This is a genomic window from Pseudomonas sp. LB1P83 (assembly GCF_054897885.1).
The window spans coordinates 4,924,751-4,940,812 of the sequence record NZ_CM142709.1 but is presented as its reverse complement, the minus strand read 5'-3'; the positions used below and the strand labels follow the sequence as shown (position 1 = coordinate 4,940,812).

The window sequence follows — 16,062 nt, the reverse complement described above, 5'->3', positions numbered from 1 at the left end:
GATTCAAAAAAACACGCAGAACGCTGCGCGGGGGATTTTTGCGCGTCGATTTTGCGGAGCAACACAATAAAAATAATGGGGTGGTTCTTGAAAACAACACTAAATCGCAGCCTTGTCGCTGCGAGCGTATGCCTGGCGTTGCCATTGTCGGCGCAGGCCCTGGAGTTCGGCGGTTACTTGCGCAGCGGCGTCGGGACATCGGTAAACAGTGGTAAACAGCAGTGTTTCCAACTGCCCGGCGCGCAGACCAAATACCGCTTGGGCAACGAATGTGAGCAGTACGCCGAACTCGAACTACGTCAGGATTTGTACACCCTGGACGACGGTTCAGTGCTGAGCGTCGACGGCATGGCTTCGCTGTATAACCAGTACGACAAGGACCTGACGTTCAACGGCGATAACGGCTCGGTGCGCATGCCGCAGATGTACGCGCAGTGGTCGAACATGCCCAGCCTCAACGGCGGTTCGCTGTGGGCCGGTCGGCGTTATTACAAGCGGAATGACATCCACATTTCCGACTTCTACTACTGGAACCAGAGCGCCACGGGCGGTGGTATCGAGGATGTGCTGATCGGCGATCTGAAGTACAGCTACGCTTTTTCGCGCAAAGACAACCTGTACCAGAAGGACTACATCAACCGTCACGATTTCAACGTCGCCGGTTTCCAAACCAACCCCGGTGGTGAGCTGGAGCTCGGGCTGAGCTACATCGACAAACCCGACAGTCGCGACGCACATCGCGGCTGGGCAATCACCACCCAGCATGTGCAAAAAGGCTTTCTGGGCGGCAAGAACAAATTGGCTTTGCAGTACGGCGAAGGCCCAGGCACCGGATTGGGTTATACCGGTAACGTAAGGCTGGACGACAGCAACAAAAGTTACCGGGTGGTGGAGTTCTTCGACTGGCAGGTGACACCGCGGTTCGGTGGGCAAGTCGAGGCGGTTTATCAGAAAGACATTCGTCCGGACGGTGCCGATCAGAACTGGATTTCCTTGGGGATTCGCCCGGCGTACGCGATCACCGAGCAGTTCAAACTGGTGACCGAACTGGGTCACGATCAGGTCGACGCCACGGGCGGCACGCGCAAGCTGAGCAAGTTCACCTTTGCCCCTACGTGGTCGCCCAAAGGCCCGGAATTCTGGGCTCGGCCCGAGGTGCGTCTGTATTACACCTATGCCAGCTGGAACGAAGCGGCCAAACGAGCGGCCAATGAACTGGCTGCGGGTTCAGCGTTGTCCGATACCGGCGCCTTCGGCACGGCGCGGCACGGTTCGAATGTCGGATTGCAGGTCGAGTATTGGTGGAAATAAGCGATGCTGTCGGAGCCTCGCGCTCCATCGGCACTTCAAAGAACAAAACAGCAGGTGACGTCATGGCCACACCCCAACAATTGCAACTGCACGCCCCCTTGTCCGGCGTACTGGTGCCACTGGACCTCGTGCCCGATCCGGTGTTTTCCAGCCGGGTCATCGGCGATGGCCTGTGCATCGATCCGACCTCAAATACCTTGTGCGCGCCGCTGGCAGGGGTTGTCAGCAATGTGCAGGCAAGTGGGCATGCGGTCAGCATCACCAGCGAAAATGGTGTGCAGGTGTTGCTGCACATCGGCCTCGACACGGTGAACCTGGCAGGGAAGGGGTTCACGCGACTGGTGGAGGAGGGCCAGCACGTTGACGTTGGGCAGTCGCTGATCGAGTTCGATGCCGATTTTGTTGCATTAAATGCCCGCAGCCTGCTGACGTTGATGCTGGTGGTCAGCGGTGAACCGTTCACTTGGCTGACGCCTGAAACCGGTCTGGTAGAGAGTGGCCAGCCGCTCCTGAGTTTGACCCCTGTCGAACAGGCAACGGATGCGCCGGTAGGGGAAGAGGACGAAACACTGTTTTCCAAACCGCTGACACTGGCCAACCCGAACGGCTTGCACGCCCGTCCGGCCGCGGTGTTCGCCCAGGCGGCAAAAGGTTTTTCGGCGAGCATTTACCTGCATAAAAAGCAGGAGAGCGCGAACGCGAAATCCCTGGTGGCGATCATGGCATTGCAGACAGCTCACGGTGACGTTTTGCAGGTCAGCGCGGCCGGCCCGGATGCTGAAGCGGCGATCAAGACGTTGACCGAACTGCTCATGACTGGATGCGGTGAAACGGTGGTGGCCTCGGTGCAGGTCGAAACGAAGGCGATCGAGTCTTCATCACTGACGGTGCTGCGCGGGGTTTGCGCATCGCCCGGATCGGCGTTTGGCCACGTGGTGCAGATAGCCGAGCAAAACCTGGAAGTGAATGAGCTCGGCGCTACACGGCAGGTTGAATGCGATCATCTGTCCCGCGCCTTGGCCGAAGCGCTAGTGGCCCTGCAACAATTGCGTGATAACGCCATTGGCGACGCGCAGGCAGACATCTTCAAGGCACATCAGGAACTGCTCGAAGACCCGGGATTGCTGGACATGGCTCACGTGCTGATCAGCGAAGGCAAAAGCGCCGGGTTTGCCTGGCGCGCGGCCACCGAGTCGACAGCCACTTTGTTCAAAAACCTTGGTAATGCCTTGCTCGCGGAGCGGGCAGCGGACCTGGCCGATGTGGGCCAGCGGGTGCTCAAGCTGATCCTCGGTGTACGGGAGCAGGCGATGGAGCTGCCTGAAGGGGCGATCCTGATTGCCGAACAACTGACACCGTCACAGACCGCCGGGCTCGATACCCATAAGGTGCTGGGTTTCGCCACGGTCGGCGGTGGCGCCACCAGCCACGTCGCGATCCTCGCCCGGGCGTTCGGTTTGCCGGCGATCTGCGGGTTGCCTGTGCAAGTGTTGGCACTGGTCAACGGCACCCAGGTGTTGCTCGACGCCGACAAGGGCGAGCTGCAGCTGGATCCGGATTTGCAGGCCATTGAGCAGCTGCAAGCCAGGCGGCAGATTCAACAGCAACGTCAGCAGCATGAGTTGGCACACGCGACGCTGGCTGCCTGTACCCGCGATGGTCATCATTTTGAAGTGACCGCCAACATCGCTTCGCTGGCTGAAGCCGAACAGGCGATGGAACTGGGAGGCGAGGGCGTCGGTTTGTTGCGCTCGGAGTTTCTTTATCTGGATCGCAACCATGCGCCGAGCCATGACGAGCAAGCGTCCACCTACAGCGCCATCGCCAAGGCACTCGGGCCGACGCGTAACCTGGTGGTGCGCACCCTGGACGTCGGTGGCGACAAGCCGCTGGCCTACGTGCCGATGGACAGCGAAACCAATCCCTTCCTGGGCATGCGCGGGATTCGTTTGTGTTTGGAGCGTCCGCAGCTGTTGCGCGATCAGTTCAAGGCCATCCTGAGCAGCGCCGGGTTGGCCCGGCTGCACATCATGCTGCCGATGGTCACGCAACTTTCGGAGTTGCGCCTGGCCCGACAACTGCTTGAAGAAGAGGCGCTGGCATTGGGCCTCACGGAGCTTCCCAAGCTGGGGATCATGATCGAAGTGCCGGCTGCGGCACTGATGGCTGATCTGTTTGCACCCGAAGTGGATTTCTTCTCCATCGGCACCAACGACCTCACGCAATACACCCTGGCGATGGACCGCGATCACCCGCGTCTGGCCAGTCAGGCCGACAGCTTTCATCCTGCGGTTCTGCGATTGATTGCCAGCACCGTGAAGGCCGCGCACGCCCACGGCAAATGGGTCGGGGTGTGTGGCGCCATGGCCTCCGAGACGCTGGCCGTGCCGCTATTGCTGGGGCTTGGGGTGGATGAGCTGTCAGTGAGTGTGCCGTTGATTCCGGCCATCAAGGCTGCGGTTCGCGAAGTGGACCTGGTGGGCTGCCGGTCCATCGCTCAGCAAGTGTTGGGCCTGGAAAGTGCCGGACAGGTGCGCGAAGCATTGCGGCTGTATCACGAGGCGACGGTCGATACTTCACTGGTTCTGGAGAACTGAACATGTTCGAGAAAATGCAGCGAGCGTTCTGGAAAGCGTTGACGCCGGATCTGGTGGTGGATGAGCCGAAAGCTATTGTTCAGCCGGTGTCCGGTTTGCCCACCAATGTCGTGGCCGCGCTGGGTGGCTTGGATAACCTCAAGTCGCAGCAGCCGGTTGCGCTGACCCGGGTTCGAGTGGAGTTGCGGGACGTGGCGCGGATGGATCGGCAGGCATTGAGTGTGGCAGGTGTGCCGGGCGTGATGCTGCTGGATGACGGGGTGGTGCATTTGATCACCGGCCTCCAGCCATAACCGGAACCCTGTGGCGAGGGAGCTTGCTCCCGCTGGGTCGCGAAGCGGCCCCAAAACCTGTAACCGCATTCCATCTGACACTCCGCGATGAATGGTTTACGACTGCTTCGCAGCCGAGCGGGAGCAAGCTCCCTCGCCACAGGTGCTTTGCCAGCACTGATATCCCTGTGTCCCATTGCCGTCCCACCCTTACTGTTTCTCAACCGCAGGTGTATCGTATTCGCCTTTTACAGGCCCACGGGCCTGTCGCTGATACGTGAGGTAGTTGAGTTCATGTCCTTTACCCGTCGCCAAATCCTCGGTGGCCTGGCCGGTCTTGTTGTCGTTGGTGTCGGAGCGGGGGGCGCGTCGAGGTACTGGCTGGGCAAGATGGCCGACGCGGACGCCGGCCATGACTATGAGCTGATCGCGGCACCGCTGGACGTCGAACTGGTCGCCGGGCACAAGACCCAAGCCTGGGCGTTCGGTCCGTCGGCGCCGGGTACTGAACTGCGGGTTCGTCAGGGCGAATGGCTGCGGGTGCGCTTCATCAACCATCTGCCGGTGGCGACCACTATTCACTGGCACGGCATCCGCCTGCCACTGGAAATGGACGGCGTCCCCTATGTATCGCAGCTTCCGGTATTGCCGGGCGAATACTTCGACTACAAATTCCGTGTGCCGGACGCCGGCAGCTACTGGTATCACCCGCACGTGAACAGCAGCGAAGAACTCGGTCGCGGCCTTGTCGGCCCATTGATCATTGAAGAGCGCGAGCCGACCGGTTTCAAGTACGAAAAAACCCTGAGCCTCAAGAGCTGGCACGTCGACGAAGAGGGCGCGTTCGTGGCCTTCAGCATTCCTCGCGAAGCCGCCCGTGGCGGCACTGCGGGGCGCCTGTCGACCATCAACGGTGTCTCGCAAGCGGTGATCGACCTGCCCGCCGGGCAAATTACCCGCGTGCGCCTGCTCAACCTCGATAACACGCTGACGTATCGCCTCAACATTCCCGGCGTCGAAGCGCAGATCTACGCGCTGGACGGCAATCCCGTGGCGCCGCGCCCAATGGGCAAGGAATACTGGCTCGGCCCGGGCATGCGCATTTGCCTGGCGATCAAGGCGCCGCCCGCGGGTGAGGAATTGTCCCTGCGCAACGGCCCGGTTCGCCTGGGCACGTTCCGCTCGGTGGCGAACGCGGAAGCACCTACCGAATGGCCGCCCGCGCTGCCGGCCAACCCGGTGGCCGAGCCGGACCTGGCCAATGCCGAGAAACTCAACTTCAATTTCGAATGGGTGGGCTCGGTGTCAGTCAACGTCGACAACGGCAAACCGCCAAGCCTGTGGCAGATTAACGGCAAGGCCTGGGACATCACGGACAAGACCTGCGCCGACCGTCCGATTGCCAAGCTCGAGAAGGGCAAGAGCTACATTTTCGAATTGAAGAACATGACTCAGTATCAGCACCCGATTCACCTGCACGGTATGAGCTTCAAAGTCATCGCCTCGAACCGGCACAAGGTCATTCCGTACTTCACCGACACTTACCTGCTCGGCAAGAACGAGCGCGCGCAGGTTGCGTTGGTGGCGGATAACCCCGGCGTGTGGATGTTCCATTGCCATGTGATCGACCACATGGAAACCGGCCTGATGGCCGCCATCGAGGTGGCCTGATGCGTCAGATACGTCCCGCCGCGATCATCGACCGCAGCCGCGATCGCGACTTCATGCGTGAAGCACTGGCCCTGGCTGCACAAGGCGCGGCGCTGGGTGAAGTGCCCGTGGGCGCGGTGCTGGTGCAAGACGGCGAAATCATCGGCCGAGGCTTCAATTGCCCGATCAGCGGCCACGATCCGAGTGCTCATGCCGAAATGGTCGCGATCCGCGCCGCGGCGTTGGCCGCCAGCAACTATCGCCTGCCGGGCAGCACGCTGTACGTGACACTTGAGCCGTGCAGCATGTGCGCCGGGCTGATCGTGCATTCGCGGATTGCGCGGGTGGTGTATGGCGCATTGGAGCCGAAAGCGGGGATCGTGCAGAGTCAGGGGCAGTTTTTTACCCAGGGGTTCTTGAATCACCGGGTGTTGTTTGAGGGTGGGGTGTTGGCGGAGGAGTGCGGGGCTGTACTCAGCGAATTCTTCAAGGTCCGAAGAGCAAAACCAACAGACTGACCACCTTACCCTTGTAGGAGTGAGCCTGCTCGCGATAGCGGAGTATCAGTCAATAGTGATGTCGACTGACACACCGCTATCGCGAGCAGGCTCGCTCCTACAGGGCATCTGTATTGGCAGGGAAATTGGGGACTATTTACGGGCGACGATGACGGCGCGCATCGGTGCCGGCAGCCCTTCAATCGTCTTGCTGTGGTCTTCAGGATCAAGAAAATCACTCAACGACTGATACTTCATCCATTCCGTCCCGCGCTGTTCCTCGACCGTGGTCACGCTCACGTCGACGCAACGAACATCCGTGAACCCGGCACGCCGTAACCACAACTCCAGTGCCGGCACTGACGGCAGGAACCACACGTTACGCATCTGCGCATAACGGTCTTCCGGAACCAGCACCTGCTGCTGATCGCCTTCGATCACCAGCGTCTCCAGCACCAGCTCACCACCCTTGACCAGGCAGTCCTTCAGCGCCAGCAAATGCTCGATCGGCGAACGACGGTGGTAAAACACGCCCATGGAAAACACGGTGTCGAAGCCTTCCATGTTCGGTGGCAGGTCTTCGAAAGGGAAGGGCAGGTGCCAGGCATTGGGTTCTGACAAGTAACGCTGCACCGCCTGGAACTGGCAGAAAAACAGCCAGTTCGGATCGACGCCGATCACGCTGTCGGCGCCGGCACCGAGCATGCGCCACATGTAGTAACCGTTGCCGCAACCCACATCGAGGATGCGTTTGCCCTTCAGGTCCAGGTGCGGAGCCACCCGCGACCACTTCCAGTCCGAGCGCCATTCCGTGTCGACATGCACACCAAACAGATCAAACGGCCCTTTGCGCCACGGCGACAACCCCATCAGCGCGGTACGCATTTGCACACGGGTCTCAGCGTCGCAATCGGTGTCCAGCGTCAGGCCATTTAGCAGATCAACTTCGCTCGGCTGAATCTTTGGCAAAGCGTCAAGCGCACTTTGCCAGCGCTCCAGATCGCCGTGACCCTTCTCCATTTTCTTGTCGAGTTGCGCTTGCAGGGTGTTGGCCCAGTCGGCCAGCGGGGTGCCGGCCAGGCGGCGGGCGAGGGGGGACAGATCAATCATGGCAAGGCAATCAACGAGGCAAAGTTAAGACACTGGAACCACGGCACGACTTTCGAGAACCCGGCAGCCAGCAGGCGCTCGCGGTGTTCCTCTAGGCTGTCGGGCTTCATGACGTTTTCGATGGCGCTGCGCTTCTGGGCGATTTCCAGCTCGCTGTAACCATTGGCGCGCTTGAACGCGACATGTAAGTCCGTGAGCAGCGCGTGTTCTTCGAGGTCGTTGAAACGCAGCTTCTCCGACAGGATCAACGCGCCGCCGGGCAGCAGCGATTGGCGGATGCGTGAGAGCAACGCGGTGCGCTGGTCCGGGGCGATGAATTGCAGGGTGAAGTTCAGTGCCACCACCGAGGCTGGCTGGAAGTCGAGGGCGAGGATATCGCCTTCGATCACTTCAACGGGCAGCAACTCCTGGAACATCGAGTCCTGACCGTTGAGGTATTCGCGGCAGCGCTCGACCATCGCCGCAGAGTTATCCACAGCAATGACGCGGCAACCGTCGGTGCGCACGTGACGGCGCAACGCTTGAGTCACGGCGCCCAGGGAGGAGCCGAGGTCGTAGAGCACGCTGTTGGGCTGAGCGAATTGCGCAGCGAGCACGCCGAGGTTCTCAACGATGGTCGGATAACCCGGCACCGAGCGCTTGATCATGTCCGGGAACACCCGCACCACGTCCTCGTTAAAGGCGAAGTCAGGCACCTGGGCCAAAGGCTGGGCGAAAAGGCGATCGGGGTCTTTGCTCACGGCGGTTCCGGCGACGAAGGTGGAAAAGGCCGGCATTTTAGCCAAATTGACGGGGGGATGCGCGGGTTGTCTGACGTGGTGAGGGGATTTATCCCCGTTCGGCTGCGCAGCAGACGCAAGTTTTTGATCCTAAGGCCAAAGGTTCAGGGACTGCTTCGCAGTCCAACGGGGATAAATCCCCTCGCCACAAATTCAACGCGATTTCGGGCCAAACGCCGAGGCCGCAATCCCCCATTGCCCCAGCCAGTAACTGAGGATGATCACATAGGGCGCCGCATCGAACGGCACCACAAAGCGACTGATGCCAATCACGCTATCAGAAAACACAAACGCCACCGCACCGGCCGCCGCCAGCAGCGCCGAGCGTTTAGGCACTTCGGTCCCGAGCCGGGCCAGCGCGCGCCAGAGCATCGCGCTGATGGCCAACCCGTAAACAATCACCGGAATCAGCAATGGGCCCAGTCCGTGGGAAATCAAAATCCCCAGCAGCACCGCGCCAACACCCAACGCAATCAGCAATGGGAACAACGCCAACCGCCGGCAATCGCTCAGGTAAGCCTTCAGATACGCCAGGTGGGCGACCAAAAAAGCTCCGAGGCCGAACACAAACAAATCCCCCGGCCATGCCAGCAACACATCGCCAAGCAGGGAAAAGATCAATCCCAGGCTGATCCAGCGCCGATATTCGCTAGGCGGTGCGTCGTGCAACCAGCCGAGCAAGGCCAACACCGGCAACGGCTTGACCAGCAGACAAAGCAGCGCGGCATGCACGCTCAAGCCATACAGAAAGGTCACCGCGCCCATCAGCGCCAGAATCAGCCAGCCCACGATCAGTTAACCGCGATCGCGCAGTCGAAGGTTTTCACGGCCGGCACTTCCGGTGCCCATGGCTGTGAATAGGTCAACCGCAACCGGCCTGTACCGGCGGCAAACGCCTGAAAGCGCCAGGTCGAAATGCCGGCACTACCGACGATGCCGGCGTCTTCCGGGTTGCTGTACACCTCGGGGCTCAGCGCATGCAGCACGCCACCGGCCGAATCCTGGATCGCCCAGCGATAACCCGTGGTCGGGTTGCTCGGCAAGGTCACGATCAGGTTCTGACCGCTGCGCATTTGCACCGGGCACTCGCTTTGTTTTTCCACGGTCAGGTTCTGTTTTGGTTGCGTGGAGCACGCGGCCAGCAGGGAGAGGGCGAGAGGGACAAACAGGCGAGTGGGGGACATAAGGTCTGTGGCTCCGGCGTTCACGACGAACGGCGAGCATAACTGAAGATGAGACAAATTGTGACGGCGACGGGGGATCGTCGTTGTCAGCGCTGACGCCTTCGCGGGCAAGCATCGCTCCTACAGGGGGTGAGTGTTCGTCGCAAAAAATATCAACGACACACAACCCTGTAGGAGCGAGGCTTGCCCGCGAAAGCGGTGGTGCAGGCGCCACATGACTGTCAGAACAAAATCTTCGCCACATCCGCAAAGCGCTTGGCAAAGTGCACGGTAATCCCTTCCTTCAGGTAATCCGGCAGTTCGTCAAAGCTTCCACGGTTAGGCTCCGGCAAAATCAATTCAAAGATCTTCTGCCGCCGCGCCGCGATCACCTTCTCACGCACCCCGCCAATCGGCAGTACATGCCCGGTCAGCGTCAGTTCTCCCGTCATGGCCACGCCTTTTTTCGGCGGCTGGTTGCGGGCGAGCGAGAGCAGGGCGCTGGCCATGGTCACGCCGGCACTCGGGCCGTCTTTCGGGGTGGCGCCTTCAGGGACGTGCAGGTGGACGAAGGCCTCGTCGAAGAATTTCGGATCACCGCCAAACGACTTCAGGTTGGAGCTGACGTAGCTGTAGGCGATTTCCGCTGACTCTTTCATCACGTCGCCCAGTTGTCCGGTGAGTTTGAAACCACGGTTCAGGGTGTGTATGCGCGTGGCTTCGATCGGTAAGGTCGCGCCGCCCATGCTGGTCCAGGCCAGGCCCGTGATGACGCCGGTGCCGGACAGCACTTGTTCGTTGCGGAACACGGGATGGCCGAGTGAGGCTTCGAGGTCTTTCGGGGCAATTTTGATCACCGCTTTCGGCTCGTCGATCAATTTCACCACGGCTTTTCGCACCAGTTTGCCCAGTTGTTTTTCCAAGTGGCGCACCCCGGCTTCACGGGCGTATCCGTCGATCAAGGCTTTCAACGCGCTGTCGCTGATGCTCAGGCTGCCTTTGGACACGCCGGCCTTTTCCAGCTGCTTGGGCCACAGGTGACGCTTGGCGATGGCGATTTTTTCTTCGGTGATGTAACCCGACAGGCGAATCACTTCCATCCGGTCCAGCAACGGGCCGGGGATCGAGTCCAGGGTGTTGGCGGTGCAGACGAACAGCACTTTCGACAGATCCAGGCGCAGGTCCAGGTAGTGGTCGAGGAATTCGACGTTCTGTTCCGGGTCGAGGGTTTCCAGCAGCGCCGAGGCCGGGTCGCCCTGGTAGCTTTGGCCCATCTTGTCGATCTCGTCGAGCATGATCACCGGGTTCATCACTTCGACGTCTTTCAACGCCTGCACGAGTTTGCCCGGTTGTGCGCCGATGTAGGTGCGGCGGTGGCCCTTGATCTCGGCTTCGTCGCGCATGCCGCCGAGGCTGAAGCGGTAGAACGGCCGGCCGAGGGATTCGGCGATGGACTTGCCGACGCTGGTTTTACCCACGCCCGGCGGACCGACCAGTAATACGATGGAACCGCTGATCTCACCTTTATAGGCACCAACCGCGAGAAATTCGAGGATGCGGTCCTTGATGTCGTCGAGGCCGGCGTGGTGTTTGTCGAGCACCTTGCGTGCGTGTTTGAGGTCGAGTTTGTCCTCGCCAAACACGCCCCACGGCACCGAGGTCGCCCAGTCGAGGTAGTTGCGGGTGACCGCGTACTCCGGTGAGCCGGTCTCTAGGATCGACAGCTTGTTCATTTCTTCTTCGATGCGTTTTTGCGCCTGGGGCGGCAGTACTTTGCCCGTGAGGCGTTGCTCGAACTGTTCGATGTCGGCGCTGCGGTCATCTTTGGTCAGCCCCAGCTCTTGCTGGATGACCTTGAGTTGCTCCTTGAGGAAGAACTCGCGCTGATGCTCGCCGATCTTGCGGTTAACTTCGGCGGAAATCTCTTTCTGCAAGCGCGCGACTTCGACTTCCTTGCGCAGCATCGGCAGGACTTTTTCCATGCGCTTGAGCATGGGCACGCAGTCGAGCACTTCCTGCAGTTCGCTGCCGGTGGCCGAGGTCAGGGCGGCGGCGAAATCGGTCAGCGGCGACGGATCGTTGGGGCTGAAGCGGTTGAGGTAGTTTTTCAGCTCTTCGCTGTACAGCGGGTTGAGCGGCAGCAGTTCTTTGATCGCGTTGATCAGCGCCATGCCGTAGGCCTTGACCTCGTCGGTCGGCTCGGTGGGCTGGTGCGGGTATTCGACTTCCACCAGGTACGGCGGGCGATGGTGCTTGAGCCAGGTGCGGATGCGCACGCGTGTCAGGCCTTGGGCGACGAATTGCAGTTTGCCGTTTTCGCGACTGGCGTGGTGCACCTTGACCAACGTGCCGTACAGCGGCAGGGCGGAGGTGTCGAAATGGCGCGGGTCTTCCGGGGGCGTGTCCATGTAGAACAGGGCCAGGGAGTGGTGGTCGGATTTGCTGACCAGGTCGAGGGTTTCGGCCCACGGTTCTTCATTGACGATGACCGGCAGCACTTGGGCCGGGAAGAACGGGCGGTTGTGGATCGGGATGATGTAGACCTTGTCCGGCAGGTTCTGGCCGGGCAGGGCCAGGCCTTTGCCGGTGGAGTGGTGTTCGGCGTTCTCTGGGTCGGCGTATTCGCTCGGGTCTTCGGGGAATTCTTGCTGGTCGCTCATGGGGCACCTGCGCAATGGGGTATGGGTCTTAGATGGGGCAGGTGGGGGGTGGTTTCAATGGGGCGGGATATTTCTGGGTGTGTGTTCAGGGTATGGACAGGTGCTTTTGACTTGGCGGCCTGTGGGCCGACCATGTTGTGGTTGACCGGGTATATATCCATTTATGCGGTAACGGCGGCTGGCGGTTTCGCCCTTACGGCGACTCACTTTTTTTTCAAACGCCAAAAAAAAGTAAGCAAAAAAAGGCTCGCCCCGAGCGTCCGGCCCCTCGCTTAGGCTCGGCGTTCCTTCGCTCCGGTATCCATCCGGGGACACTGCCCTCCGGTCTGCTTCGCGACGACCTACATGCAGCGTGTTCGACTGCGTCGAACGGCGCTGCGCGCCACTCCCCGGATGAACACCTCCACTCAGCCTCCCGAAGGGGCGGGTGGATCAAGATCAAAAGCGGCAGGCGAGCTAACGCTCGGCCTGTTGAGTGGTGGGAAGCGAAGCGTGTACGCCGATCCTTTGTAGGAGCGAGGCTTGCCCGCGAAGACGGCCTGACAGCCGATCAACATCTTGCTGATGTACCCAATTCTATTGTAGGAGTGAGCCTGCTCGCGATGGCGGAGTGTCAGACGACTTCAATGCCGGATGTCAGACCGCAATCGCGAGCAGGCTCGCTCCTACAAGGGATCAGCTGTTCGGCGAAGGTTTTGGTATGGCGACGTTATCGAGCATCCGGTTCACCGCCAGTTCGGCCAGCATGACGATCTGTTGAATGGCCATCGCCTTGTGCCGGTGCGGGCCTTCCAGATAGTCCGCGAAATCACTCGCCATCACACTGGCCTGCGCCAATGACTCGCAGGTGTGGGCCAGCAGGTCTTCGTCTTTGATATCCGGCGCAATCAAAAACATCGTGCTGGGTTTGCGGATGGCCGGGGATTTGAGGGCGGCGGGGTTGAGGTAGTGATCCAGCGCGCGTTCGGCGGCTTCGTTGAGTTTTTTTGAATCGAGGGATTCGTAGGGGGAAACGTCGTCGGTATGCGGGGGATTCGGGGTTTCTTTGAACATGGGGAAGCTCCATTCGGGGACAGGGAGTTCGCCACGACTGCGACCAAGCAGTTGGGTGGCGAACCGTACGCAGGTTGGTCGACCAGGGAATGGAACCCGGCAGGGCCGAAGCCCTCCCACGCACAGCTCGCCATGAAGCAAGCACGAAATGTGCGCCATTCTAAACCTGGGCGACCAAACCCGGCCGCTGAATTTGCAGCGACCCTGAAAGCCTATCGCCCGGGCTTCCGACACGACAACCGATAGAACCTGTCGGAATCGTCTTCCAAAGCAGCATCGGCTGTAGGACGTTAGAAAATAAATTCAGGCCTGACGCGGCCCAATGCAGGAGCGAGCCTGCTCGCGATAGCTGTTTAACATTCAACATTGAAGTCGTCTGAAACACCGCTATCGCGAGCAGGCTCACTCCTACATTTTTGATTTGCAGCGATGCATAAAAAAGGCGACCCCCTCGCAGGAGTCGCCTTTCCTTTATCTGTCTCTACAACTTATTCCGACAGTTTGTACGCAATCACATAGTCACCCTGCTTAGTACCCAGCGAGCCATGACCGCCAGCCACAACAAGCACGTATTGCTTGCCGTCCTTGCCGGTGTAGGTCATTGGGGTGGTTTGCGCGCCGGCTGGCAGGCGGCCTTCCCACAGTTGCTTGCCGTTTTTCACGTCGTAGGCGCGCAGGTACTGGTCGAGCGTACCGCTGAGGAAGCCGACACCACCGGCGGTGGTGAAGGTGCCGCCCAGGCTAGGTACGCCCATGCTCAGCGGGATCGGAACCGGTGAGCTGTCGCGCACGGTGCCGTTCTTGTGCTTCCACAGGACTTTCGACGTGGTCAGGTCGATTGCCGCCACGTAGCCCCAGGCGGGTGCCTGACACGGCAGGCCCATTGGCGAGAGCAGGGCTTCGAGGACGACGCCGTAAGGCGCGCCTTTGTTCGGCTGCACGCCTTCGGTTTCGCTTTTGCGCGGGCCTTGGGCGGCGATTTCGGCGGCCGGGATCATTTTCGATTTGAACGCCATGTAGCTCGGGTTCACGAAAGCGATCTGACGCACCGGGTCAACCGAGATGCCGCCCCAGTCGAACACGCCGAAGTTGCCTGGGTAAACGATCGAACCCTGCAGCGATGGCGGCGTGAACGGGCCGTCGTAGCGCATGGATTTGAAGTCGATCCGGCAGATCAGTTGGTCGAACGGGGTCACGCCCCACATGTCGCGCTCTTGCAGCGGCGGCGGCATCAGGTTGAGGTCGGATTTCGGTTGGGTCGGCGAGGTGCGATCACCTTCGACAGCGCCTTGCGGAACCGGAACTTCGTTGATTGGCACGATAGCCTTGCCGGTGCTGCGGTCCAGCACGTAGATGCTGCCTTGCTTGGTGGACACGAGTACCGCTGGCTTCACGCCGTCAGCGGTTTTCAGGTCCATCAGGGTTGGCTGGCCACCGACGTCCATGTCCCACAGGTCATGGTGGGTCAACTGCATGTGCCAGCGCACTTTGCCGGTGGCGATGTCGAGGGCGGTCAGGCCGGCGGCGTGCAGTTCCGACTCAGGGGTGCGCGCGCCACCGAACTGATCCGGGGTCTGGTTGCCCATCGGCAGGTAGAGCATGCCGAGTTTTTCGTCGACGGCGAACATGGACCACATGTTCGGCGAGTTGCGGGTGTAGACCTTGCCTTCGGCAATCGGCGTGGTGTCGTCCGGGTTGCCGCTGTCCCAGTTCCACACCAGTTTGCCGGTGTGCACGTCGAACGCGCGGATCACGCCGCTTGGCTCGTCGGTGGAGACGTTATCGGTGACGTGGCCGCCAATCACCACCAGGTCTTTAGTGACCGCTGGAGGTGAGGTGGAGTAGTAGCCGCCGGCCGTGAAGCCGCCGATGTTGGCGCGCAGGTCAACCTGGCCTTTGTCGCCGAAGTCTTCGCACATCTTGCCAGTGTCGGCGTCGAGGGCGATCAGGCGGGTGTCGGCGGTCGGCAGGAAGATCCGGCGTGGGCAGACCGTGCTGACCGGCGCAGGGCTGGCGGTGCCGGTCGGGCTCTGCTCGGAAGCGTAAGCGGCGTCATCGTGATAGGTCACGCCACGGCAAGTCATGTGCGCCCAACCCTTGAAGTTCGCCGCGTTCTGCGTGGAGAGCTTCGGATCGAAACGCCAGATTTCCTTGCCGGTGTCCGGGTCAAGGGCGATCACCTGGCTGTGCGGCGTGCACACGTAAAGCATGCCGTTGACTTTCAGCGGGGTGTTTTCGGCAGTGGTTTCGCCTGGGTCGTTCGGCCCTGGCAGGTCGCCAGTGCGATAGGTCCAGGCTGGAACCAGTTTGTTGACGTTTTGCGGGGTGATCTGCGCCAGTGGCGAGTAACGATCGCCGTGGGCGCTGCGGCCGTAGGAATTCCAGTCACCGTCGGGCATAGCCGGTGCAGTGTTGGTCATGCCCGGCACGCTGTCGCGGTCCAGTTGGCCTTTGATTTCACCCGGGTTGGTGAACTGGCTGGCCAGCGCAGCTACGGCGGCCAGCACCACGGCCACGCTCAGTGCGCCGGTGCCCATCGGCGCAGGACCGGTAATCAGCAGCGGACGGCGGAACCACGGCAGCAGCATGACGAGGCCCAGCGCAAACAACATCGCCAGACGCGGCACCAGTTGCCACCAGTCGAGGCCGACTTCCCACAAGGCCCACACGGTACTGGCAAACAGCACCAGTGCGTAGAGGCCCAGCGCAGCGCGTCGGGCCAGGATCAGCAACACGCCGGTCAGCGTCAGGCCGATACCGGCCAGCAGGTAATACAGCGAGCCGCCGAGCAGGCTCAGCTTGATCCCGCCGGCCAGCATGGCCAGGCCCATTAGCAGAAGCAGAATGCCGAGCAGGGTCGGCAGTAGACGGCTTCGACTCAAAGCACCATCAGTGCTCATAGTGTGGTTCTCCGTGACGTTTCAAGTAGTCCCGCGCAAGTTCACTGTAGATGACGATCCCGCGTGGGCA

General features: G+C 60.8%; 12 protein-coding genes. 5 read left to right on the top strand and 7 right to left on the bottom strand.

Translation table 11 applies throughout. The features are described from left to right. The first annotated feature begins 87 nt into the window (after positions 1 to 87). From ACYZTY_RS22550 to tadA, 5 genes are all read left to right on the top strand, one after another. Entirely contained in the window at positions 88 to 1,311 is a 1,224-nt protein-coding gene (locus ACYZTY_RS22550; protein WP_461955547.1) for a carbohydrate porin, read from the top strand. Positions 1,312 to 1,373: 62 nt separating this feature from the next. Further along, positions 1,374 to 3,908 carry a phosphoenolpyruvate--protein phosphotransferase gene (gene ptsP, locus ACYZTY_RS22545; RefSeq protein WP_461955546.1) on the top strand — a complete coding sequence of 845 codons (2,535 nt, stop codon included), beginning with the start codon at positions 1,374 to 1,376 and terminating at the stop codon, positions 3,906 to 3,908. Positions 3,909 to 3,910: 2 nt separating this feature from the next. After that, positions 3,911 to 4,201, top strand: coding sequence for a PTS transporter subunit EIIB (locus ACYZTY_RS22540; protein WP_461955545.1), 291 nt, complete (start codon positions 3,911 to 3,913; stop codon positions 4,199 to 4,201). 273 nt (positions 4,202 to 4,474) lie between these two features. Further along, positions 4,475 to 5,851: a multicopper oxidase family protein gene (locus ACYZTY_RS22535; RefSeq protein ID WP_461955544.1), complete on the top strand. Its 1,377-nt coding sequence runs from the start codon at positions 4,475 to 4,477 to the stop codon at positions 5,849 to 5,851. Continuing rightward, a complete protein-coding gene (gene tadA, locus ACYZTY_RS22530) occupies positions 5,851 to 6,348 on the top strand; it encodes a tRNA adenosine(34) deaminase TadA (protein WP_461955543.1) in 498 nt (165 codons plus the stop codon). Before ACYZTY_RS22535 ends, tadA begins: the two co-directional genes overlap by 1 nt. Positions 6,349 to 6,480: 132 nt before the next feature. Here the strand turns inward: tadA and cmoB are convergent, their stop codons facing one another. From cmoB to ACYZTY_RS22495, 7 genes are all read right to left on the bottom strand, one after another. Continuing rightward, positions 6,481 to 7,437, bottom strand: a complete 957-nt coding sequence (gene cmoB, locus ACYZTY_RS22525) for a tRNA 5-methoxyuridine(34)/uridine 5-oxyacetic acid(34) synthase CmoB (RefSeq protein WP_461955542.1) — start codon at positions 7,435 to 7,437, stop codon at positions 6,481 to 6,483. Next, positions 7,434 to 8,213, bottom strand: a complete 780-nt coding sequence (gene cmoA / locus ACYZTY_RS22520; RefSeq protein WP_461955541.1) for a carboxy-S-adenosyl-L-methionine synthase CmoA — start codon at positions 8,211 to 8,213, stop codon at positions 7,434 to 7,436. The genes cmoB and cmoA overlap by 4 nt, the downstream gene beginning before the upstream one ends. Before the next feature lie 156 nt (positions 8,214 to 8,369). Next, a complete protein-coding gene (locus ACYZTY_RS22515; protein WP_461955540.1) occupies positions 8,370 to 9,005 on the bottom strand; it encodes a lysoplasmalogenase in 636 nt (211 codons plus the stop codon). A 2-nt stretch (positions 9,006 to 9,007) separates the two neighbouring features. Beyond that, positions 9,008 to 9,400, bottom strand: a complete 393-nt coding sequence (locus tag ACYZTY_RS22510; RefSeq protein ID WP_438657875.1) for a protease inhibitor I42 family protein — start codon at positions 9,398 to 9,400, stop codon at positions 9,008 to 9,010. Between the two features lie 221 nt (positions 9,401 to 9,621). Continuing rightward, complete coding sequence (gene lon / locus ACYZTY_RS22505) at positions 9,622 to 12,039, bottom strand: endopeptidase La (RefSeq protein ID WP_461955539.1); 2,418 nt, start codon at positions 12,037 to 12,039, stop codon at positions 9,622 to 9,624. A 675-nt stretch (positions 12,040 to 12,714) separates the two neighbouring features. After that, positions 12,715 to 13,092: a DUF6124 family protein gene (locus ACYZTY_RS22500; RefSeq protein ID WP_461955538.1), complete on the bottom strand. Its 378-nt coding sequence runs from the start codon at positions 13,090 to 13,092 to the stop codon at positions 12,715 to 12,717. A 488-nt stretch (positions 13,093 to 13,580) separates the two neighbouring features. Next, positions 13,581 to 15,992 (bottom strand): glucose/quinate/shikimate family membrane-bound PQQ-dependent dehydrogenase, encoded by a 2,412-nt coding sequence (locus ACYZTY_RS22495; protein WP_461955537.1) that lies wholly within the window; start codon positions 15,990 to 15,992, stop codon positions 13,581 to 13,583. Positions 15,993 to 16,062: the final 70 nt, after the last annotated feature.

What these genes read in the sequence shown, in the direction of transcription:
- cmoA (WP_461955541.1), bottom strand. Translation starts at nt 8,213, where the DNA reads ATGCCGGCCTTTTCCACCTTCGTCGCCGGAACCGCCGTGAGCAAAGAC.
- ptsP (WP_461955546.1), top strand. Translation starts at nt 1,374, where the DNA reads ATGGCCACACCCCAACAATTGCAACTGCACGCCCCCTTGTCCGGCGTA.
- cmoB (WP_461955542.1), bottom strand. Translation starts at nt 7,437, where the DNA reads ATGATTGATCTGTCCCCCCTCGCCCGCCGCCTGGCCGGCACCCCGCTG.
- ACYZTY_RS22495 (WP_461955537.1), bottom strand. Translation starts at nt 15,992, where the DNA reads ATGAGCACTGATGGTGCTTTGAGTCGAAGCCGTCTACTGCCGACCCTG.
- ACYZTY_RS22510 (WP_438657875.1), bottom strand. Translation starts at nt 9,400, where the DNA reads ATGTCCCCCACTCGCCTGTTTGTCCCTCTCGCCCTCTCCCTGCTGGCC.
- ACYZTY_RS22500 (WP_461955538.1), bottom strand. Translation starts at nt 13,092, where the DNA reads ATGTTCAAAGAAACCCCGAATCCCCCGCATACCGACGACGTTTCCCCC.
- lon (WP_461955539.1), bottom strand. Translation starts at nt 12,039, where the DNA reads ATGAGCGACCAGCAAGAATTCCCCGAAGACCCGAGCGAATACGCCGAC.
- ACYZTY_RS22535 (WP_461955544.1), top strand. Translation starts at nt 4,475, where the DNA reads ATGTCCTTTACCCGTCGCCAAATCCTCGGTGGCCTGGCCGGTCTTGTT.
- ACYZTY_RS22540 (WP_461955545.1), top strand. Translation starts at nt 3,911, where the DNA reads ATGTTCGAGAAAATGCAGCGAGCGTTCTGGAAAGCGTTGACGCCGGAT.
- tadA (WP_461955543.1), top strand. Translation starts at nt 5,851, where the DNA reads ATGCGTCAGATACGTCCCGCCGCGATCATCGACCGCAGCCGCGATCGC.